Origin of the sequence: Brucella tritici, assembly GCF_902825325.1 — a bacterium.
GTDB lineage: Bacteria > Pseudomonadota > Alphaproteobacteria > Rhizobiales > Rhizobiaceae > Brucella.
In genome coordinates this window covers 181,603-203,502 of the sequence record NZ_CADEAR010000002.1, presented here as the reverse complement: position 1 = coordinate 203,502, position 21,900 = coordinate 181,603, and the positions used below count along the sequence as shown (strand labels likewise).

The window sequence follows — 21,900 nt, the reverse complement described above, 5'->3', positions numbered from 1 at the left end:
TATAACGCAAAGGCAGGAAAAAAGGTGGTGAAATTATGCCGTCTGATAAACTGCCGGTGATTCCACATCCAAAGAGGTCTTCCACCCATGGCTCATGAACAGTTGAACCCAATCATCGATCCGGTGAAACTCGAACGTCTTGCGGAAGTCGCCGTTCGCGTTGGTCTGCAGTTGCGCGAGGGGCAAGATCTTGTCATTACCGCGCCAGTCGTGGCCTTGCCGCTGGTTCGCCTTATCGCCAAGCACGCCTACAAGGCCGGGGCCGGACTGGTAACGCCGTTCTTCGCGGATGACGAAATGGCGCTTGCTCGTTACGAGAACGCATCCGATGCGAGTTTCGACCGCGCGGCAAGCTGGCTTTATGAGGGTATGGCGAAGGCCTATTCGGATGGCGCTGCGCGTCTCGCCATCGCCGCCGACAATCCGATGCTTCTTTCCAGCCAGGACCCTGCCAAGGTTTCACGCGCCAACCGGGCCAATTCGAAGGCCTATCAGCCGGCTCTCGAGAAGATCGCCGGTTTCGACATCAACTGGAACATCGTCTCCTATCCCAATCCGGCATGGGCAAAGCTCATGTTTCCGAACGAGCCGGCGGACATCGCGACCCGCAAGCTGGCCGATGCGATCTTCGCGGCTTCGCGCGTCGATGTGGACGATCCGATTGGCGCCTGGTCGGTGCACAATGCAGCGCTTCGTACCCGCACCCGTTTCCTGAATGGCAAGGCATATAGTGCCCTGCATTTCAAGGGCCCGAGCACCGATCTGACGGTCGGGCTTGCCGACGGTCATGAATGGCACGGCGGCGCGTCTACGGCGAAGAATGGTATCACCTGCAATCCGAACATTCCGACGGAAGAAGTGTTCACTACACCTCATGCGCTGCGTGTCGAAGGCTATGTGACGAGCACCAAGCCTCTGTCGCATCAAGGCACGTTGATCGAGAATATTGCGGTTCGCTTTGAAGGCGGACGAATTGTCGAGGCGAAGGCAAGCCGCGGTGAAGAAGTGCTCAACAAGGTGCTGGATACGGATGAAGGTGCCCGTCATCTGGGTGAAGTGGCGCTGGTTCCGCATTCATCGCCGATCTCGCAGAGTGGGCTTTTGTTCTACAACACCCTGTTTGACGAGAATGCCGCAAGCCACATTGCACTCGGCCAGTGCTATTCCAAGTGCTTTATCGACGGTGCAAAACTGACGCCGGAACAAATCAAGGCGCAGGGCGGCAATTCGAGCCTTATCCATATCGACTGGATGATCGGCTCTGGCCAGATCGACGTCGATGGCATCAACGCGGACGGAACCCGCGAGCCGGTGATGCGCAGTGGTGAATGGGCCAACTGATTGTCGCGAAATAGAAAAGGCCGAGAATTTCCCGGCTTTTTCATTGCATCTGTAAGGTCAGTTCTTTTCCTGAACATGGGCCTCAAGGAACCACAATGCCTTGTCGAGACTGCGGGACGCGGCTGTAAAAATATCCGCCGTATCGTCGTCACCTGCGTCATCTGCATCCTTGATCGACTTGCGCACAAGATTGGCGACGTCGCCATAACGCTCGATCAGTGCAAGCAGATGATCGTGAACGGCATAGATGTCGGTCGGATAAGGCTTGAGCTTGCTTTCCTTGGCCACGACCTGCGTGGTGCCATAGGCCGTCCCGCCGATCTGTACAGCGCGCTCGGCAATCGTGTCGACATGTTCGTCAAGATCATCGCGGAAACCATCGAGCATTTCATGAACGGCTATGAATTGAGGCCCCTTGAGGTTCCAGTGTGCCTGTTTGGTGATGAGGGCAAGATCGATCGTCGCGGCGAGGTTCTCATTCAGCAGCGCGATCATTGTCGTCTTCGTATTGGAAGGAAGATCGTTGCGGGTTGCATGCATCGACTTCTTGGACATTGTATCCTCATATCCTTTTGTTCGATCCGGCTTGGAGCGACTGGGGGAGTATCGCTCATAGTCACGGGCAGCTATTCCAAACGCAAACGAACCCGCCAGATCCTTATGAGGTTCGATTGCCGGATGGGCCTTTGTCGCCGTCAGGACAACACAAAAATATTCCCGCACCCGATGACGAAATGCATATCGCCGGCTTTTGTTCCACGAGAACGGCTAAAAACGAACACGATCCGGCCTTTGGGCAAGACTTGGCTTGTCGCGACGCAAAATCTGATTTACCCGGTTGCACATGAAGATACTTGCGCTTGATACTGCCGCTTCGTGGTGTTCCGTTGCCGTCTACGATTATGACGGTGATATCATGCTTGCCGATGTAAGCGAAAACATCGGCAAGGGACATGCGGAAGTCTTGATGGACTATATCGAACGTGCTGTGAGAGAGACGAAACTATCGCTTCGCGATATGGATAGAGTGGCGGTCAATATTGGGCCGGGATCGTTTACCGGTGTCCGTATCGGTGTCTCGGCGGCACGTGGTTTTGCACTGGCGCTGGGTGTTCCCGCCATCGGCATTACAGCTTTCGAGGCGCTGGCTGCGGAAACACAGTCTCTGTCGCCGGAAAAGCCAGTTCTGGTTCTTCTCGATGCGCATCGCGGCGAAATTTATGCGCAATCATTCGATGCAAAGGGTTTACCGAACGCGAAGCCGCTGGTTCTGTCACGAGAGGAAGCGGAGACTCTTGCCGATTCCCAGGCAGAAAATACGGTTCTTGCAGGTTCTGCGGCCACTGCGATCAATGAAGTGATCGGCAGTCGTTTCACACTTGGCCCGGTTGAGCCGACCGCGAAAATCGGCATCTATGCGCGTCTGGCAAGCTTGCGCCAGCCTGGCGATGCGCCGAAGCCGCTTTACATGCGTGGGCCGGATGCGAAGCCACAAGTCGGGTTTGCGCTGCCGCGCAAGTCCGCCGGAGAATAGCCGATGATGGGCTTGCCGTTTGGGCGTTTCGGTCGCAGACAAATCTCGGTGGAGCCGCTTGGCGTACAGGACAGTCATGCGATCCAGCGCATTCATGCCGTCGCTTTCCATCACGCTTGGAGTTCCGACGATTTCAGGTCGCTGATTGCGCAGGATACGGTTTTCGGTTTTGTTGCCCGTGCGGAAGGTAAGCCGAACGATGCCTGTGGTTTCGTGCTGGCACGTCTGGTGGCTGGTGAGGCGGAAATCCTGACCATCGCCGTCGCGCGTGATGTACAGCGCCAAGGCGTCGGGCGCGCGCTGATGGATGCCGTGTTGCGCAATCTCTATCAGGAGCGCGCTGAAACGCTTTTTCTGGAAGTGGATGAGGCCAATGTTGCCGCACAGGCACTTTATCGCCGTCTCGGTTTCCAGAAGGTTGGTGACCGTCCCGCTTACTATGAAACCGCGAATGGGCGTTCGGCTGCGCTGATATTGCGTCGCGACTTGAGCCGTGCACCGGCTAGGCCACGATGATCGGAGCAATCCGCATCTTTCTCGTCGTTGCGGCGATGGTCGCATTGAGTCTGTCGCTTATTCCAGTTCAGTATCTGTTGCTTAAGCTGAAGAACAACTGGAAGCGTCGCCTGCCGACCTTTTTCCATCGTATTGCCGCACGCCTGTTCGGCTTTCGCATCAAGATAGTCGGCCAGATGCAGGAGGGTCGGCCTCTGCTACTTGTCGCCAACCATACCTCGTGGAGCGATGTCATCGTTCTGTCGACGGTCGGTCAGGTCTCCTTCATCGCCAAGTCGGAAGTCAGAAAATGGCCTGTTTTCGGCATGTTCGCCGTTTTGCAACGGACCGTTTTCGTGGAACGGGAACGGCGGGGCAAGACGGCTGAACAGACATCGGAAATCGCAAGGCGTCTGGCAACGGACGATGCTATGGTGCTGTTCGCTGAAGGCACGACATCGGATGGCAATCGCGTTCTGCCGTTCAAGACGGCGCTTTTCGGTGCCGCGCACGCTGCGATCAAGGAAGCCAATGTACCCGAAGTCGTGGTTCAACCGGTTGCGATCGCCTATATAGGGGTTCATGGCATGGCAATGGGCCGTTATTTCCGCCCGATTGCCTCCTGGCCGGGCGACGTCGAGCTGATGCCGCACCTGAAAGGTATTTTGCGCGAGGGCGCCATCGATGTCGAGGTGCGTTTCGGTGAACCAGTCGCCGTGACCGCCAAGACCGACCGCAAGGCGCTGGCCCGTACGATGGAAAACCGGGTGCGCGCACTTTTGCAAAGTGCGTTGCTGGGGCGCGAAATTCCGGAAGAGTAACAGCCGCTCGATCAGGCGGTCAGCCGATTGGCTAGAATGTCACCTTTCAAAATGACGACAAAAGCTGTAGATAGCCGCGCATGAGCGACAATATCACCGATCTTGAACCAACGGCAGAGCGCCCCAATGTGCGCAAGGTTTTCGTAAAAACCTATGGCTGCCAGATGAACGTCTACGATAGCCAGCGCATGGCCGACAGCCTTGCAGCGGAAGGCTATGTCGCAACCGATACGCCGGACGATGCCGATCTGGTTCTGCTCAATACTTGCCATATTCGCGAGAAGGCGTCGGAAAAGCTCTATTCCGCGCTTGGTCGACTACGCAAGATGAAGGACGCGCGCGAAGCGAATGGCAAGGAACTGACCATTGGCGTTGCAGGATGCGTGGCGCAGGCCGAAGGACAGGAAATCCTTCGCCGTGCGCCAAATGTCGATCTCGTCATTGGCCCACAGACCTATCATCGCCTACCCAATGCACTGGCGCGGGTTCGCGGTGGCGAAAAGGTGGTCGAGACGGAATATGCTCTCGAAGATAAATTCGAACATTTGCCGTCGCCCAGGCGCGAGGAAACCCGCAAGCGTGGTGTTTCTGCCTTCCTCACCGTGCAGGAAGGCTGCGACAAATTCTGTACCTTCTGCGTGGTTCCCTATACGCGCGGCTCGGAAGTTTCGCGCAGCGTGAAGCAGATCGTGGCAGAGGCCGAGCGCCTCGCCGATAGCGGCGTGCGTGAACTGACCTTGCTAGGACAGAACGTCAATGCCTGGCACGGGGCTGGTGACGATGGTCGCGAATGGGGCTTGGGTGAACTTCTGTTTCGGCTGGCGCGCATTCCGGGCATTGCCCGTCTTCGTTATACGACCAGCCATCCGCGCGACATGGACGACAGCCTGATTGCCGCCCACCGTGACCTGCGCCAGCTTATGCCTTATCTGCATCTGCCGGTACAATCCGGTTCGGACCGTATTCTCAAGGCAATGAACCGTCGTCACAAGGCGGATGAATATGTGCGTCTGATCGAGCGTATTCGCGAAGTGAGGCCCGATCTGGCGCTGTCGGGTGATTTCATCGTTGGCTTTCCCGGTGAGACCGATCAGGACTTCGAAGACACGATGCAGCTGGTACGCACGGTCAATTACGCGCAGGCCTATTCGTTCAAATATTCGCCACGTCCCGGCACACCGGGTGCCGATCTGCCTGATCACGTGGAAGAAGGGGTGAAGGATGAGCGTCTCCAGCGTCTCCAGGCGCTTCTGTCAGAACAGCAATATGCGTTTCAGGATTCCATGATCGGTCGCGAGATGGATGTGCTGCTCGAAAAGCCGGGCCGTATTGCTGGCCAGATGGTTGGCCGCTCGCCTTGGCTCCTGCCTGTCATCATCGATGACAACAATGACCAGGTCGGCGACATCATTCATGTGAAAATCACATCCACAGGGACCAATAGCCTTATTGCGCAAAAACTGGCCTGAAGGCATGATGATGTCGAGGCAGAAAATTTCGGCACTTTGAGTCGCTTGCCGGTAATCCTGTCGAGACTGTGATTGCAATGCGTGAACGGTTTGCGTTCACGCATAATCTGGTCTGAAAAGCCTGCAACTTTTCAGGATTGTGCTTTAAGGAGATACGGTTGAGCGCCACGGAAAAGCTGAAGTCTGCCAAGCCAACCAATCAAACGCAAAAAAGCCCGACGACCGGGGCCTCGGATATGGCCCACATCGTGCTCACCTTCGACAATAACCGTCTTGCCATCGCGCTTTACGGTCAGTTCGATGAAAATCTGGCCCGTATCGAACAGAAGCTTGGCGTGGATGTCCGCTCCAAGGGGAACCAGCTTTCGATCCGGGGTGAACCGACCGCGACCGAGCAGGCGCGGCGTGCGCTGGATCATCTTTATGAAACCTTGCAGAAGGGTCATGAACTGACGACGTCGGATGTCGACGGCGCCTTGCGCATGGCAATCGCGGCCGATGACCAGCTGACGCTACCGACCATGGAAAACAAGGGCAAGCTTTCGGCGGCCCAGATTTCCACGCGCAAGAAGACCATCTTTGCCCGCACACCGACGCAGGATGCCTATATGCGCGCGCTCGACCGGTCGGAACTGGTGTTCGGCGTCGGCCCTGCCGGGACCGGCAAGACCTATCTTGCCGTCGCCCATGCGGCGATGCTGCTGGAACGCGGTCTGGTGGAGCGCATCATCCTGTCGCGTCCGGCTGTCGAGGCGGGCGAACGACTGGGTTTTCTGCCGGGCGATATGAAGGAAAAGGTCGACCCTTATCTACGCCCGCTTTACGATGCGCTTTACGATATGATGCCAGCGGAAAAGGTCGAACGCGCCATTGCGGCAGGCGTGATCGAGATCGCGCCGCTCGCCTTCATGCGCGGACGCACACTGGCGCATTCTGCTGTCATTCTCGATGAGGCGCAGAACACGACATCCATGCAGATGAAGATGTTCCTGACCCGTCTTGGTGAGGGATCACGCATGATTGTGACTGGTGATCCGAGCCAGATCGACCTGCCGCCCGGCCAGAAATCCGGGCTGGTAGAGGCGCTTCGCGTGCTGGACGATGTCGAGGGCGTTATCAAGGTACGCTTTACGGAGAAAGACGTCGTTCGTCATCCGCTGGTAGCGGCAATCGTCGGCGCTTACGACCGCGATGGCAAACAGCACGCGCGTTCGGAATAGAGCGAACAGGCTGAGTGCTCTTGCAATTGCCTGTCGGAATCACGATTTAAAAAATGCTGTCTGCCCTTTGGGTAGGCAGCTTTCTTGTAACTGAAAGGATGATGCGGCTAGCCGGCATGGAGAGCCGCCGCAGAACGTGTCAAATAACGCGATCCATATCGATATCATGGTTGAAGCTGGCAACTGGCCGGATGAGACCGCCCTTGAAGGGCTCGTCAGGAAGTCGGTCGAGGCCGCCTGGGCCAATTTGAACCTTAAGGACGCTGAAAGCGAACTGAGTGTGGTTTTCACCGACGATGCCTCGATCCAGACACTGAATGCGGAATGGCGTGGCAAGGACAAGCCAACCAATGTGCTGTCATTTCCGGCGTTTCCGGTCAAGGCAGGGGCGCAGCCGGGGCCGATGCTGGGCGACATCATCATCGCGCGGGAGACTGTCGAGCGCGAGGCCCGTGAGGAGGACAAGCCGCTCGAAAACCATCTCACGCATCTCGTCGTCCATGGCTTTTTGCACCTTTTGGGTTACGATCACGAAACCGATGCGGAAGCTGATGTGATGGAGGGGCGCGAGCGTGAAATCCTTCATGCTCTTGCCATCCCTGACCCTTATGCTGTATCCGAATAAGACCCTAACAACGATTGACCATGGCTGATCAAACATCGCACCCCCCGTCCGCTGGCGAGAATCGCAGCGAGACTCAAGACGCCGAAGGGCAAAGTACGCAACGGCCCGTAATGGCCGAGAAGCGTTCCCTTTTGTCTAATATTTTCCCGTTCATGCGCTCGCGCCAGTCATCTTCTCTGCGTGAAGATTTGGCCGATGCCCTTTCCAGCACGGCAAGCGAGCAGGATTCCGCATTCTCGCCTGAAGAAAAGGCGATGCTGCACAACATCCTTCGCTTGCGCGAAATCCGCGTCGAAGATGTGATGATCCCGCGCGCCGATGTCGAGGCAGTGGAAGTTTCCACGCCACTCTGGGAGGTGCTGGAGCTTTTCGAAAAGTCTGGCCATTCGCGTATGCCGGTCTATGCCGAAACGCTGGATGATCCGCGCGGCATGATCCATATCCGTGATGTTCTCAATTACATCACCAAGCAGGCCCGCCAGAAAACCACGCGCCGTAGCAGTGCACGCAGCAAGGCGACGGCCGAAGACAAAGCCGCCAAATTCGACATGGGCCGCATTGATCTCACCAAGACGATCGGTGAACTCAATCTCATGCGCAAGGTCCTGTTCGTGCCGCCGTCCATGATGGCGAGCGGCTTGATGGCGCGCATGCAGGCGACCCATATCCAGATGGCGCTGGTCATCGACGAATATGGCGGTACCGACGGTTTGGTTTCGCTGGAAGACATCGTCGAAATGGTTGTCGGCGATATCGAAGATGAGCACGACGACGAAGAAATCATGATCGCCGAAGAGGCCGACGGAGTTTTCGTTGTCGATGCGCGTGCCGATCTGGAAGAACTGGCTGCAAAAATCGGCCCGTCTTTCGAAGTGGGCGAGCATGGCGAGGATGTCGACACGGTTGGCGGTCTCATCTTCTCGGTTCTCGGGCGTATTCCAGTTCGCGGCGAAGTCGTGCAGGCAATTCCGGGCTATGAATTCCATGTGCTGGAAGTCGATCCGCGTCGGGTGAAGAAAGTGCGCATTGTGCCGCTTTCCGCGGCTGATCGCCGCCGCCAGCAGCGTGCTGTCGTGTCTCCTAAGCCGGGAGAACAACCCGCAGAGGTCGAAGCCGCAACTGACGACCCCCAAGAGTCCTGATGATCGAAAAGCTCGCGGGGAAAATCATTCTTTCGAGCGGCTGGCGTCGTGCGCTGGCCGCTTTTCTGAGCGGCGCCTTCGCCACGCTGACCCAGTCGCCATTTGATGTTTTCGTCGCGGGTTTCGTTTCCTTCCCCATTTTGGTCTGGCTGATTGACGGAGCCATTGCGAAAGCGAATGCCGGGCCTGTGCGCCGTCTCCTCCCAGCCGCCATGGTTGGCTGGTGGTTCGGTTTCGGCTATTTCGCTTCCGGACTATGGTGGATCGGCACGGCGCTGTTGGTTGATGCAGACCAGTTTGCATGGGCCCTGCCACTTGCAGTTCTCGGCCTGCCTGCGTTTTTGGCGCTGTTTTATGCACTTGCAACCATGGTTGCACGCATCTTGTGGTCGGATGGTTTGGGGCGCATCTTCGCGCTTGCATTCGGTTTTGCACTGGCAGAATGGCTGCGCCTTTTCCTGTTCACCGGTTTTCCGTGGAACGCCATCGGCTATGCCATTATGCCGACCCCGCTGCTGATGCAATCGGTTGCCGTGCTCGGCCTGATCGGAATGAGCGTATTGGCCGTCTTTGTCTTTGCTGCACCGGCTCTTCTGATCGGTGGGCGGTTTGCGAAGACGGGCATTGTCTTCGCCCTGATGCTTATAGCTGGTCACGTTGGTTTCGGTGCCTGGACGCTTTCAAAGGCACCAGCAATCGGTGAGGAAAAAGGCTCGCTTGCGGTTCGAATCGTGCAGCCTTCTATTGCCCAAACCATGAAATGGGACAATGCCGAACGTCGGTCGATATTCGACAAGCTGGCGGCGTTGACTGGCGAAGCGCCTGCCGAAGGCAAGCCGAAACCCGATGTGGTCATCTGGCCGGAAACAGCGGTTCCTTATATTCTCACATCAACGCCCGAGGCTCTGTTACGTATTGGCGAGGTTTTGCAGGATGGGCAGATGCTGCTCACCGGTGCCGTTCGCGAAGAGAAGGCAGCTGGTGGCGGTGAACCGCGCTACTATAATTCAATTTACACAATTGATGATCGCGGCGTCATTGTTGACGCTGCCGACAAGGTGCACCTCGTTCCCTTCGGCGAATATCTTCCCTATGAGAATTTCCTGCGCAGGCTCGGACTTCAGGAAGTGGTGGAAATGCCGGGCGGATTTACGGCTGGTACCTCACGTCGGGCATTGAACGTGAAAGACGGCCAGACCTTTCTGCCGCTGATCTGCTACGAAGCCATTTTTCCAGATGAGCTTGGATATTCGGGTCAAAGAGCCAGCGCCATCATCAATGTGACAAACGATGCGTGGTATGGTGATACACCCGGCCCATACCAGCATTTCAGACAGGCGCAGGTTCGCGCAGTGGAACAGGGGCTTCCCCTCATTCGTGCAGCTAATAATGGTCTTTCAGCTGTTGTTGATGCTTATGGTCGAATCACTGAGGGCCTTGCGCATGACGCTGTAGGGGTAATCGACGCTTACCTACCGTCATCTCGTGCACCATTTTGGGGCACGGCACCCGGCTCGCGACAATCTCTGGTAGCGCTATTAACCTTACTCGTGTTGAGCGTGGCTTTCCGACTGCCAATCGGCAGGCGTTTTCATTGACAGACTAATATTGTTACGATGTTATGGCGCGGCGGCGACGGTTTTTGCGGAAAAATCGTCAGACTACCTCCCAAAACTTATTGTTATCGCTGTTCAGATGAACAGAGCATGAATGAAAGCTCGCAGCTGCGAGGAGTGACAGTTGTATGATTGAGAATAAAAAGAAGCCCAACCCAATTGACGTGCATGTCGGCAGCCGCATCCGTCTCCGCCGTAACATGCTGGGCCTCAGTCAGGAAAAGCTTGGCGAAAGCCTCGGAATTACATTTCAGCAGATCCAGAAATACGAAAAAGGCACCAACCGCGTCGGAGCAAGCCGCCTTCAGGCGATCTCGGCAATTCTCAGTGTCCCGGTTTCCTTCTTTTTTGAAGATGCACCGGGTTCCTCGAACCAGGCCGGTTTTGCAGAAGATAATGAGGCGACCTATGTGGTCGATTTCCTGAATTCCAATGAAGGTGTTCAACTGACCCGCGCCTTCACGAAAATTTCAGATCCGAAAGTGCGCCGCAAGATCATCGACCTCGTTAAGTCGCTCGCTGCGGACGCTGACTGATTTCATATCCCGGAAAAGCTGCAAGTGCGGGACATGATCGTGTCCCGCCGGATTTTTGCGAATTTCAGCGTTCAAGCCGATAGGAAAAGCCGTCTGGAACGAAATTTCCCGTCGAGGCGCTGTCGCAACAAGAATATGCATTGACGGTTTAATCCTAACTTCGCTAACACATTACCGTGCCCGGAACGCTGGAACCTGTTCCGGGCGCTACTGTGTTTCCATGGCGGAGATATTCTCCGTTGGATTTTCAAGAGGGGTTACCCGTGTCGCGCAGTTCTTATCTCTTCACCAGCGAATCTGTGTCCGAAGGCCATCCGGACAAGGTTTGCGACCGCATCTCCGATGAAATCGTGGACATGATCTACAAGGAAGCGCGCCGTACTGGTGTTGATCCATGGTCTGTCCGTGTTGCCTGCGAAACGCTTGCCACCACCAATCGTGTGGTCATTGCCGGCGAAGTGCGTGTGCCGGATACGTTCCTGAAGAAGAATAAGGACGGCACTGTCGCCCATGATGCTGCCGGGCATCCGCTGATCAATCCTTCGCGTTTCCGTTCGGCGGCCCGCAAGGCAATCCGGGAGATCGGTTACGAACAGAACGGCTTCAACTGGAAGACCGTAAAGATCGACGTTCTTCTGCATCCACAGTCTGCCGATATCGCACAGGGCGTGGACAACGCCGCTGACCGTCAGGGCGAAGAAGGTGCAGGCGATCAGGGTATCATGTTCGGTTATGCCTGCCGCGAAACCCCGGACCTGATGCCGGCGCCGATCTATTATTCGCACAAGATTCTCGAAAAGCTCTCTGAAGCCCGGCACAAGGGCGAGGGTGACGCAGGCAAGCTCGGGCCTGATGCCAAGAGCCAGGTCACGGTGCGCTACGAGAACGGCAAGGCCGCCGAGGTCACGCAGATCGTTCTTTCCACGCAACATCTGGATGCAAGTTGGGATTCGAAAAAGGTTCGTTCGGTTGTCGAACCCTATATCCGGGAAGCGCTCGGCGAGCTGCCGATTGCAGCTACCTGCAACTGGTACATCAACCCGACCGGCAAGTTCGTCATTGGCGGGCCGGACGGCGACGCCGGACTGACTGGCCGTAAAATCATCGTAGACACCTATGGCGGAGCCGCTCCGCACGGTGGTGGCGCATTCTCGGGCAAAGATACGACCAAGGTTGATCGTTCTGCCGCTTATGCAGCGCGCTATCTCGCCAAGAATGTTGTTGCTGCCGGTCTTGCCGACCGTTGTACGATCCAGCTCTCCTACGCCATCGGTGTGGCACAGCCGCTTTCGGTTTATGTCGATCTTCATGGTACGGGCAAGGTAGCCGAATCCGCGGTCGAAGAAGCACTCCGCGAGGTCATGGACCTCTCGCCGACCGGTATCCGCAAGCATCTCGACCTCAACAAGCCGATCTATGCCAAGACCTCGTCTTATGGTCATTTCGGGCGCAAGCCGGGCCGTGACGGCTCCTTCTCCTGGGAGAAAACGGACCTGACCAAGGCGCTGAAGGCCGCAGTGGCGTAACTTTCCTGTCGGAAAGTTGCATCGCAAGCGGCTTGGCGTTATGTCTCCCGCAAATTTCGAAGAGCGCGGTCTTTGATCGCGCTCTTCTGCTATTTGAACTCACTATGATGCCGACGGATAAAATATGACCGAAGAATCTCATCCTCTGCGCGGTGCCGGAAATTTTTTCGGACGTCGCCACGGCAAACCTTTGCGCAACCATCAGAAGAACCTGTTCGAGGATCTTCTGCCGCGCCTGAAGATTGATGTCGAAAAGTCCGCGCCGCAGGATTTGCGCACGCTCTTTGAAGCAAAGGTCGATGCTGTGCGTCTGGAAATCGGTTTTGGCGGCGGTGAGCATCTGCATCATGAGACGGGTCGCTATCCGCAAACGGGTTTCATTGGCGTTGAGCCCTTCGTCAACGGCATGGCCAAGATGCTGGCTGCATTGGATAGCGAACCGCGACAAAATCTGTGTCTCTACGACGAAGATGCAACGGCGGTTTTGGACTGGTTGCCGGACGCCTCCTTGGCGGGTATTGATCTCTTCTATCCCGATCCATGGCACAAGCGTCGCCACTGGAAACGCCGTTTCGTCAGCGATGCCAATCTCGACCGCTTTGCCCGGGTCTTGAAGCCCGGTGCAAAATTCCGGTTTGCTTCTGACATCGAGCATTATGTTAACTGGACACTCCAGCATTGTCGCCGTCATTCTGCATTCGACTGGCAGGCAGAAGGTCCCTCCGACTGGAACGACGCTTATGAAGGCTGGCCGGGCACGCGCTATGAGGCAAAGGCTTTTCGCGAAGGTCGGCGCGCCGCCTATCTGACCTTCATACGCCGTTAAAGTTGCCAGCAGCGACGGCGTGTCATCGAACGTCAGAAGCGGTCTTGAAAAAATCCGCTTCCGCTGGTATATAAGTCTCAAATTCTTGGTCGTTTGAACAAGAGTGGGTCCACCCGGTCCCGCTCTTTTTTGTTACTTGCGGCTAACTTGAAGAGGCTTTCCAGCCTTTTGAAAGGTTTTTAGGTTGACGGAACAGGTTCAGGCAAACGAAGCAGAAACGCTCGCAACAGGCGCGGATGAGCGCATCATTCGCGAGACGGGTATCGATGCGAAAGTGGCTTCCATCATCGAGCCCGTCATCAATACGCTGGGCTTCCGGCTGGTGCGCGTGCGTCTCTCGGGATTGAACGGCCAGACCCTGCAGATCATGGCTGAACGTCCCGATGGCACGATGACCGTCGATGATTGCGAAATCGTCAGCCGCACAGTCGCGCCGGTGCTCGATGTGGAAGATCCGGTTAGCGGAAAATATCATCTGGAGATTTCCTCTCCTGGTATCGATCGCCCACTGGTCCGCAAATCGGATTTTGCCGATTGGGCCGGTCATATCGCGAAGGTGGAAACCTCCATCGTGCACGAAGGTCGCAAGAAATTCCGCGGTCGCATTATTCTGGGCGATACGGAATCCGTTGTGATTGAAAGCGACCAGATTTCCTACGGCAGCGAACCTGTCGTGCGCATTCCATTCGACCTGATTTCGGATGCACGCCTCGTGCTGACCGATGACCTGATCCGTGATGCGTTGCGCAAGGACAAGGCCCTGCGCGAAGGCCGCATTCCCGGTGACGACCTCGGTAGCGAAGAAGCGGGCGAGCCGTCCGGTGAAGCCGCATCGGGCGAAGCTGAAAATAAAGAATAAGTTTCTGGCGTCCGGCATCTAGAGGAGCCGGGTGCGACACCAAGGAGAGTCCAATGGCAGTCAGTGCTAACAGGCTGGAGCTTCTGCAGATCGCCGATGCGGTCGCACGCGAGAAGTCGATCGACCGCGAGATCGTTCTTGCGGCCATGGCCGATGCGATCCAGAAGGCGGCGCGTTCGCGTTACGGCCAGGAAAGCAACATCCGCGCGGACATCAATGCGAAGTCCGGCGAGATCAAGCTGCAGCGCCTGCTCGAAGTCGTCGAGCATGTAGAGGATTACGCGACGCAGATTTCGCTTTTCACCGCGCGCGATCGCAATCCGGATGCACAGGTTGGCGACTTCATCGCCGATCAGCTGCCGCCAATGGATTTCGGCCGTATTGCCGCCCAGTCTGCAAAGCAGGTTATTGTGCAAAAAGTGCGCGAAGCCGAGCGTGATCGCCAGTATGACGAATACAAGGATCGCGTTGGTGAAATCGTCAACGGCACCGTCAAGCGCGTCGAATACGGCAATGTGATTGTCGATCTCGGTCGTGGCGAAGCCATCGTACGCCGCGACGAACTGATCCCGCGTGAAGCATTCCGTTATGGCGACCGTATCCGCGCCTATGTTTACGACGTGCGCCGCGAACAGCGCGGTCCGCAGATTTTCCTCTCGCGCACCCATCCATCCTTCATGGCGAAGCTCTTCACCATGGAAGTGCCGGAAATTTACGACGGCATCATCGAAATCAAATCGGTTGCCCGCGATCCGGGTTCCCGTGCCAAGATTGCGGTCGTGTCACGTGACGCTTCCATCGATCCGGTCGGCGCCTGCGTCGGTATGCGCGGCTCACGCGTTCAGGCCGTTGTCGGCGAACTGCAGGGTGAAAAGATCGATATCATTCCGTGGTCGCCGGACGCCGCTTCCTTCATCGTCAACGCGCTTCAGCCCGCTGAAGTTGCCAAGGTTGTTCTCGATGAAGATGCCGAACGTATTGAAGTTGTCGTCCCGAATGACCAACTATCACTTGCAATCGGTCGTCGCGGTCAGAACGTGCGTCTGGCTTCCCAGCTCACCGGCTGGGATATCGACATCCTGACGGAAGACGAAGAATCCGAACGTCGCCAGAAGGAATTCACCGAGCGTTCGACGCTCTTCATGGATGCCCTTAACGTGGACGAGATGGTTGGTCAGGTTCTGGCCTCCGAAGGTTTCGCATCCGTTGAAGAACTGGCCTATGTCGAGCCGGGAGAAATTGCGTCCATCGATGGTTTCGATGAGGATACGGCTGGCGAAATCCAGGAACGTGCCCGCGAGTATCTGGATCGCATCGAAAGCGAACAGGATGATCGCCGCAAGGAACTGGGCGTCGAAGACGAATTGCGCGAGCTGCCGGGCATCACCACGGCGATGCTGGTGGCAGTCGGGGAGGACGGCGTGAAGACGATCGAGGACTTTGCCGGATATGCCGTTGACGATCTGGTCGGTTGGCGTGAACGCAAGGACGGCGAAACCGTTGCTCATAGCGGTATCTTCTCTTCCTTCGATGTTTCGCGCGTCGATGCGGAACAGATGGTTCTGACTGCTCGTTTGAAGGCAGGATGGATCACGGAAGAAGAACTGGCATCAGCTCAGGAAGAACAAGCCGAAGCAGAAGCCGGTGAAGAGGAAGCTGCTTCTTAAGGAGCTGCTGGAATAAAAAGAGCCGCATGGCTTCTTACGTCTGAGGCAATTCAGGCGTAAGCTGTGCGGCTCTCGCAATTGATCCCGGAAAAATGGTCGTCGTTCATTCGAATTGATTGGCCGGTTCGGGTTTCGAGCGGGTTCCGGCCATCTTACGGGTTGTGGTGGGGCTTTTGCTCTGGTACAGCGCCCGCGTTACGTCCGATGTGCGGGCAGACCGCAATATGGCAAGACTGGAGTTCGCGTGGAGCAGGATATGAATGACAGAACCTGTATCGTCACGCGCGAAAGCGGTTCTGCCGATGATCTGATCCGTTTTGTGGCCGGTCCCGACGGTTCTGTGGTGCCGGACTTGAAAAGGAATCTGCCGGGCAGGGGATGCTGGGTCAAGGCTGAGCGTCGTCTGGTGGATGAAGCGGTCAAGCGCAAGCTTTTTGCGCGGGCGCTGAAAGAAGGTGTGACGCCGCAGGCGGATCTTGGCGCGCTGGTGGACCAGCTGCTGACGAAATCTGCTCTCGGTAGCCTCGCTCTGGCTCGCAAGGCCGGGGCTGTGGTGTCGGGCTCGACCAAGGTGGATCAGGCGATCCGCACTGGGACAGCCGCCATGGTGTTGCACGCAAAGGAAGCCGCCGCCGACGGCGTACGCAAGCTCGATCAGGCTCGCCGTGCTGTGGTGCATCTGGATGGTCCGGAAATCCCTTCTTTCACTCTTTTTACAGGGGAAGAAATGGATTTGGCATTTGGGGGCGGAAATGTGATACATGCAGCCGTACTTGAAGGAAAGGCGGCGGCCGGGTTCGTAAAGCGGGCGCTTATGTTGCATCGCTATCGCGGTGAAAGCGCATCGAACCCGGATTAGAGCGCAAATCTGGAAGGGCTTGGCAGGCCCCGGATTGGATTGCGCGTTGAGGCGGATGACTGGAGCTTTATCCAACCTGACCCAGTCGCGTTGGATAATGCTCGAGTAGAGCGGCCGGAGCCGCGAAGGAAACGGAAACGTAATGAGCGATAAAACGAACGACGACAAGACGCTGAGCGTTAATACGAAGAAGACGCTGACCATGAAGCGGCCAGGCGTCGAGCAGAGCACCGTGCGCCAGAATTTCAGCCACGGCCGCACGAAGGCTGTCGTCGTTGAAACGAAGAAGCGCAAGTTCTCGCGGCCTGACGAAAAGCCGGAAGTCGAGGCAGCGGCCCCAAGGCCAGCAGCTCCGGCACCCGCCGCGCCTACGCCTGCTGCATCTGCCCCTGCCGCACCCGCGCCAGTCGCCGCGCAGCCTGCACAGGCCGCTCCGGTAGTGCGCGCGCCCGCTCCTGCTGCCCCGGCACCGAAGCCAGCAGCACCTGCCGCTCCGGTAACAAGGCCGCATGTTGCACAGCAACGACCGGCACAGCAGCGCCCTGGCGGCCAGCAGGCACAGCGTCCGCGCCCGTCCGACCGTTCCGGCATGGTGCTGAACACGTTGTCGCGTTCCGAAATGGATGCACGTCGCCGCGCGCTCGAAGAAGCTCAGGTTCGTGAAGTTGAAGAACGCGCTCGCGCTGTCGAGGAAGCCAAGCGCCGCGCTGAGGAAGATGCTCGCCGGGCCAAGGAACGTGAAGAATCTGCCCGTCGTCAGGCGGAAGAGGAAGCCCGTCTCAAGGCCGAGGCCGATGCTCGCCGCAAAGCTGAGGAAGAAGCTGCCAAGCGTATGCCGCAGCCGGAAGCCCGTGCCGAGCGGCGCGATGATGCCCGCCCGGCACCGCAGGGCAATCGCCCGCAGCAGGCCGGTCGTCCTCAGGGCAATCGTCCGCCGCAAGGTGGCCGCCCGCAGCAGGGTGGTCCGCGCCCGGCTCCGTCGCTTGCCGAAACCGCGCCGGGACCAGGCAAGCCTCTTCCACAGAGCCAGCTTCGCAAGACTGTGGCATCCGACGATGATGACCGTCGTGGTGGTGGGCAAACCACTGCCCGTCGTGGTGCACCGGCCAAGCCGGAAGTTCGTGCGCCAAAGGTGGTCAAGACGGAAGATGATCGCCGTCGTGGCAAGCTGACGATCTCCAGCAATCTGGAAGACGAAGGCCGTTCGCGTTCGTTGTCGGCGATGCGCCGCCGTCAGGAAAAGTTCAAGCGTTCGCAGATGCAGGAAACCCGCGAAAAGATTTCGCGTGAGGTGACCATTCCTGAAACCATCACTCTTCAGGAACTTGCGCAGCGTATGACCGAACGTTCGGTTGATATCATCAAGTACCTGATGAAGCAGGGCCAGATGATGAAGCCGGGCGACGTGATCGATGCCGATATGGCACAGTTGATCGCTGAAGAGTTCGGCCACACTGTCAAGCGCGTTGCAGAATCGGACGTTGAAGAAGGTATCTTCGGTGTAGCCGATAACGAAGCCGCGCTGGTTTCCCGGCCTCCGGTCGTGACCATCATGGGTCACGTCGATCACGGCAAGACCTCGCTGCTCGATGCGATCCGTCATGCGAATGTCGTGTCGGGCGAAGCCGGCGGCATCACCCAGCATATCGGTGCCTATCAGGTCGAACAGAACGGCCAGAAGATCACCTTCATCGATACGCCAGGCCACGCTGCCTTTACCGCAATGCGTGCCCGTGGTGCGCAGGCGACCGATATTGCCATCCTCGTGGTGGCTGCGGACGACAGCGTCATGCCGCAGACGATTGAATCGATCAATCATGCCAAGGCGGCAGGCGTTCCGATCATCGTGGCGATCAACAAGATCGACAAGCCGGCTGCGGATCCGCAGAAGGTTCGTACTGCCCTGTTGCAGCACGATGTCTTTGTGGAATCGATGGGTGGTGAAGTTCTCGACGTCGAAGTGTCGGCCAAGAACAAGCTCAACCTCGACAAATTGCTTGAGGCAATTCTGTTGCAGGCTGAAATTCTTGATCTCAAGTCAGATCCGACGCGTACGGCTGAAGGCGTTGTCGTCGAAGCCCAGCTTGATCGTGGCCGTGGTTCGGTTGCAACCGTTCTGGTTCAGACCGGTACGTTGCATCCGGGTGACATTCTGGTCGCCGGTAGCGAATGGGGCCGTGTGCGCGCCCTGGTCAACGACCGTGGCGAGCATGTCAAGGAGGCCGGTCCGGCAATGCCGGTCGAAATCCTCGGCCTCCAGGGAACGCCGCAGGCGGGTGACCGTTTCGCAGTGGTTGCCAACGAAGCCAAGGCACGTGAAATCGCCGAATACCGCCAGCGTTTGGCACGCGACAAGGCTGTCGCTCGCCAGTCGGGTGCACGCGGTTCGCTCGAGCAGATGATGAACCAGCTTCAGGTGTCGGGCACGAAGGAATTCCCGCTCGTCATCAAGGGCGACGTGCAGGGCTCTATCGAAGCCATCACCAATGCACTGGACAAGCTTGGCACCGACGAAGTTCGTGCCCGCATCGTTCATTCGGGTGCAGGTGGTATCACGGAAAGCGACGTTTCGCTGGCCGAAGCTTCCAACGCAGCCATCATCGGCTTCAACGTCCGCGCCAACAAGCAGGCACGCGACGCAGCCGATCAGCAGGGCATCGAAATTCGCTACTATAACATCATCTATGATCTGATCGATGACGTTAAGGCAGCGATGTCGGGCCTGTTGTCGCCGGAACGCCGCGAAACCTTCCTCGGCAATGCGGAGATTCTCGAAGTCTTCAACATCACCAAGGTCGGCAAGGTTGCCGGTTGTCGTGTCACCGAAGGCAAGGTCGAGCGCGGCGCAGGCGTTCGCCTCATCCGCGACAACGTGGTTATCCACGAAGGCAAGCTCAAGACGCTCAAGCGCTTCAAGGACGAAGTGTCGGAAGTTCCAGCTGGTCAAGAATGCGGTATGGCGTTCGAAAACTACGACGATATTCGCGCAGGCGATGTCATCGAAGCCTTCCGCGTCGAGCACGTTTCGCGCACGCTTTAATAGCTTTGAGCCGGACCGTCCCGAATTGGGCGGTCCGGCTTTTTATTGCCCGGTTCCGAGGGTCTGACTCCCATCTGAATTGTGGTAAGTTACGCCCATAATTTTCAAGTCATGCGGTCGGACAGCCGAAAGAGCTGAACGCCGTTTTATGGCTGTTTATCGAGGATTTAACTATGGCACGTTCTCCCGACCCCAAGGGCTCAGGTGGTCTTTCCCAGCGCCAGCTTCGCGTCGGCGAGCAGGTGCGTCACGCATTGGCGCAAGTGCTTCAGCGCGGTGAAATTCGCGACGATCTTATCAGTCGCACCGTGATTTCGGTTTCGGAAGTGCGCATGTCTCCTGACCTTAAGATCGCGACCTGCTTCATCACCCCTCTCGGTGATGCCGATACGCAGGCGGTTATCAAGGCGCTGGCTGCAAACGCTAAGTTCATTCGCGGACGCATGGCGCCGAGCCTAAGCCAGATGAAGTACATGCCGGAATTCCGTTTCCGGGCCGATACGAGCTTTGACAATTTTTCCAAGATCGATGCGCTCCTCCGCTCGCCGGAAGTCGCCCGCGATCTTGCGCATGACGATGAAGAAGACCGGGAGGCAGACAAGGCTTCCCGCAATGGAGACGAATAAAGCATGGCAAGACGAGGCAAGAAAAAAGGTCGTCCGATATCCGGCTGGGTTATTTTCGATAAGCCGAAAGGGATGGGATCGACCGAGGCGGTCTCGAAGATCAAGTGGCTGTTCAACGCCGAAAAAGCCGGTCATGCCGGTACACTTGATCCGCTTGCTTCCGGCATGTTGCCCATAGCGCTGGGTGAAGCCACAAAGACCGTGCCTTATGTCATGGATGGAACCAAGATTTATCGTTTCACGGTAAGCTGGGGCGAGGAACGCTCCACGGACGATCTGGAAGGCCAGCCGACCAAGACCTCGGACAAGCGGCCGTCGCGCGCTGATGTCGAGGCATTGCTGCCGAATTATACCGGTGTCATTTCCCAGGTCCCGCCGCAGTTCTCCGCCATCAAGATCGACGGTGAGCGCGCTTACGATCTTGCGCGCGAAGGCGAGACGGTGGAGATTCCATCCCGCGAAGTCGAGATCGACCGCCTGGAGATCGTTGGTATTCCGGATGCCGATCGCACCGAATTCGAGGTCGAGTGTTCCAAGGGCACTTATGTGCGCTCGCTTGCGCGCGATATGGGCCGGGACCTCGGCTGCTACGGCCATATTTCGGAACTACGCCGCATTGAAGTTGCGCCATTTACGGAAGAAGACGCCGTAACCCTGGCTGAACTCGAACAGGCTTGGCCTCCACTTCCGCCGAAGGATGAGGACGGCAATATTGTCGAGCCCGCTCCACGTCGCGACTTTTCGGCAATCGACGCATTGGTCATCGATACGGGGGCAGCACTTGACTGCCTGCCGCAGGTATCGCTTACCGACGATCAGGCGCAACGCGTGCGTCTTGGCAATCCGGTGATCTTGCGCGGACGTGATGCTCCTCTGGAAGCGGACGAAGCCTGTGTCACAGCACGCGGAAAACTGCTTGCCATCGGGTATATCGAGCACGGACAATTCAAACCGAAGCGCGTTTTCACAACGGGCTGACGTTTCGTCAGAAGATCGCGATAAGGCGGCAAATTGAATTGAGACTGGCGTTCCCGCCAATTTTGCACTATATGCCCCTCATCGATCATGCGTAAAAGCATGTCAGATCGTGTAAATGGCCCGCGCTGGACGACATCCCGGCCCGGGCGTCTGGTTTTCCTCTCATCTAGAAAGGGTGTTACGATGTCGATTACTGCTGAGCGCAAGCAAGCACTTATCAAGGAATACGCCACCAAGGAAGGCGATACCGGTTCTCCTGAAGTACAGGTTGCCGTTCTTTCCGAGCGTATTGCCAACCTCACCGAACACTTCAAGGGTCACAAGAATGACAATCATTCGCGTCGCGGCCTCTTGAAGCTGGTTTCGCAGCGTCGTCGCCTTCTTGACTATGTCAAGGGCATTAACGAAGCGCGTTATCAGGCGCTGATCGGCCGTCTCGGCCTGCGCCGTTAAGGTTGAAATCGGGCGACGCCTCAAAACGTCGCCCGTTTGATTTATTCAGTATTTTGTCGTGCGGATAGCCGCTAATAGATAAAATGCGACAGTACCGGGCGAATGCCCGCTGGCATGAAACGGCGCACCGGGTGCATTCCGTCATGTCGATGAAGAGCCACAAGGCTCATGACCTGGACCAGTCATGGGGCAGGATTGCAGGCAGTTCGTGTCAGAGGATGTTCGGGAATGAATATTCTGACACATAACGAACTTCCCGTTGTCTTG

At 57.1% G+C, this 21,900-nt stretch carries 20 protein-coding genes; 19 read left to right on the top strand and 1 reads right to left on the bottom strand.

The genetic code is table 11. The features are described 5' to 3' along the window. Positions 1-87 precede the first annotated feature (87 nt). Positions 88-1,341, top strand: a complete 1,254-nt coding sequence (locus HWX93_RS03150; RefSeq protein ID WP_176036472.1) for an aminopeptidase — start codon at positions 88-90, stop codon at positions 1,339-1,341. A gap of 57 nt (positions 1,342-1,398) precedes the next feature. Here HWX93_RS03150 and dps read toward each other — a convergent pair whose 3' ends face one another. Beyond that, on the bottom strand, positions 1,399-1,896 hold the full coding sequence (gene dps / locus HWX93_RS03145) for a DNA starvation/stationary phase protection protein Dps (protein WP_061344667.1): 498 nt from the start codon (positions 1,894-1,896) through the stop codon (positions 1,399-1,401). 289 nt (positions 1,897-2,185) lie between these two features. Between dps and tsaB the strand changes: the two genes are divergently transcribed. The 18 genes from tsaB (at position 2,186) to rpsO (ending at position 21,633) form a co-directional block, all read left to right on the top strand. Then, positions 2,186-2,875, top strand: coding sequence for a tRNA (adenosine(37)-N6)-threonylcarbamoyltransferase complex dimerization subunit type 1 TsaB (tsaB, locus tag HWX93_RS03140; RefSeq protein WP_176036471.1), 690 nt, complete (start codon positions 2,186-2,188; stop codon positions 2,873-2,875). A 3-nt stretch (positions 2,876-2,878) separates the two neighbouring features. Beyond that, positions 2,879-3,391 (top strand): ribosomal protein S18-alanine N-acetyltransferase, encoded by a 513-nt coding sequence (gene rimI, locus HWX93_RS03135; RefSeq protein WP_176036470.1) that lies wholly within the window; start codon positions 2,879-2,881, stop codon positions 3,389-3,391. Continuing rightward, complete coding sequence (locus HWX93_RS03130) at positions 3,388-4,191, top strand: lysophospholipid acyltransferase family protein (protein WP_176036469.1); 804 nt, start codon at positions 3,388-3,390, stop codon at positions 4,189-4,191. The genes rimI and HWX93_RS03130 overlap by 4 nt, the downstream gene beginning before the upstream one ends. An 80-nt stretch (positions 4,192-4,271) precedes the next feature. After that, positions 4,272-5,660, top strand: coding sequence for a tRNA (N6-isopentenyl adenosine(37)-C2)-methylthiotransferase MiaB (gene miaB, locus HWX93_RS03125; protein WP_176036468.1), 1,389 nt, complete (start codon positions 4,272-4,274; stop codon positions 5,658-5,660). A 158-nt stretch (positions 5,661-5,818) separates the two neighbouring features. Continuing rightward, a complete protein-coding gene (locus tag HWX93_RS03120; RefSeq protein ID WP_176036467.1) occupies positions 5,819-6,880 on the top strand; it encodes a PhoH family protein in 1,062 nt (353 codons plus the stop codon). A gap of 136 nt (positions 6,881-7,016) precedes the next feature. Next, positions 7,017-7,505: an rRNA maturation RNase YbeY gene (ybeY, locus tag HWX93_RS03115; RefSeq protein ID WP_109987078.1), complete on the top strand. Its 489-nt coding sequence runs from the start codon at positions 7,017-7,019 to the stop codon at positions 7,503-7,505. Positions 7,506-7,525: 20 nt separating this feature from the next. Next, positions 7,526-8,647 (top strand): hemolysin family protein, encoded by a 1,122-nt coding sequence (locus HWX93_RS03110; RefSeq protein ID WP_176036466.1) that lies wholly within the window; start codon positions 7,526-7,528, stop codon positions 8,645-8,647. Next, positions 8,647-10,245, top strand: a complete 1,599-nt coding sequence (gene lnt / locus HWX93_RS03105) for an apolipoprotein N-acyltransferase (protein ID WP_176036465.1) — start codon at positions 8,647-8,649, stop codon at positions 10,243-10,245. Before HWX93_RS03110 ends, lnt begins: the two co-directional genes overlap by 1 nt. 146 nt (positions 10,246-10,391) lie before the next feature. After that, positions 10,392-10,799, top strand: a complete 408-nt coding sequence (locus HWX93_RS03100) for a helix-turn-helix domain-containing protein (protein ID WP_109987081.1) — start codon at positions 10,392-10,394, stop codon at positions 10,797-10,799. A gap of 263 nt (positions 10,800-11,062) precedes the next feature. Continuing rightward, the gene (gene metK / locus HWX93_RS03095) at positions 11,063-12,325 is read left to right on the top strand and encodes a methionine adenosyltransferase (RefSeq protein ID WP_061344674.1); all 1,263 of its coding nucleotides are present in this window, start codon (positions 11,063-11,065) and stop codon (positions 12,323-12,325) included. A 124-nt stretch (positions 12,326-12,449) separates the two neighbouring features. Beyond that, positions 12,450-13,151 carry a tRNA (guanine(46)-N(7))-methyltransferase TrmB gene (gene trmB, locus HWX93_RS03090; protein ID WP_176036464.1) on the top strand — a complete coding sequence of 234 codons (702 nt, stop codon included), beginning with the start codon at positions 12,450-12,452 and terminating at the stop codon, positions 13,149-13,151. 184 nt (positions 13,152-13,335) lie between these two features. After that, a complete protein-coding gene (gene rimP / locus HWX93_RS03085; protein WP_176036463.1) occupies positions 13,336-14,010 on the top strand; it encodes a ribosome maturation factor RimP in 675 nt (224 codons plus the stop codon). A gap of 53 nt (positions 14,011-14,063) precedes the next feature. Continuing rightward, positions 14,064-15,677: a transcription termination factor NusA gene (nusA, locus tag HWX93_RS03080; RefSeq protein ID WP_176036462.1), complete on the top strand. Its 1,614-nt coding sequence runs from the start codon at positions 14,064-14,066 to the stop codon at positions 15,675-15,677. Between the two features lie 244 nt (positions 15,678-15,921). Beyond that, positions 15,922-16,536: an RNA-binding protein gene (locus HWX93_RS03075; protein WP_268904571.1), complete on the top strand. Its 615-nt coding sequence runs from the start codon at positions 15,922-15,924 to the stop codon at positions 16,534-16,536. Between the two features lie 142 nt (positions 16,537-16,678). Further along, complete coding sequence (infB, locus tag HWX93_RS03070; protein ID WP_176036460.1) at positions 16,679-19,576, top strand: translation initiation factor IF-2; 2,898 nt, start codon at positions 16,679-16,681, stop codon at positions 19,574-19,576. Between the two features lie 173 nt (positions 19,577-19,749). Next, positions 19,750-20,202, top strand: a complete 453-nt coding sequence (gene rbfA, locus HWX93_RS03065; protein WP_176036459.1) for a 30S ribosome-binding factor RbfA — start codon at positions 19,750-19,752, stop codon at positions 20,200-20,202. 3 nt (positions 20,203-20,205) lie between these two features. Beyond that, positions 20,206-21,180 (top strand): tRNA pseudouridine(55) synthase TruB, encoded by a 975-nt coding sequence (gene truB, locus HWX93_RS03060; RefSeq protein ID WP_109987089.1) that lies wholly within the window; start codon positions 20,206-20,208, stop codon positions 21,178-21,180. 183 nt (positions 21,181-21,363) lie between these two features. Continuing rightward, on the top strand, positions 21,364-21,633 hold the full coding sequence (gene rpsO / locus HWX93_RS03055) for a 30S ribosomal protein S15 (RefSeq protein WP_176036624.1): 270 nt from the start codon (positions 21,364-21,366) through the stop codon (positions 21,631-21,633). Positions 21,634-21,900: the final 267 nt, after the last annotated feature.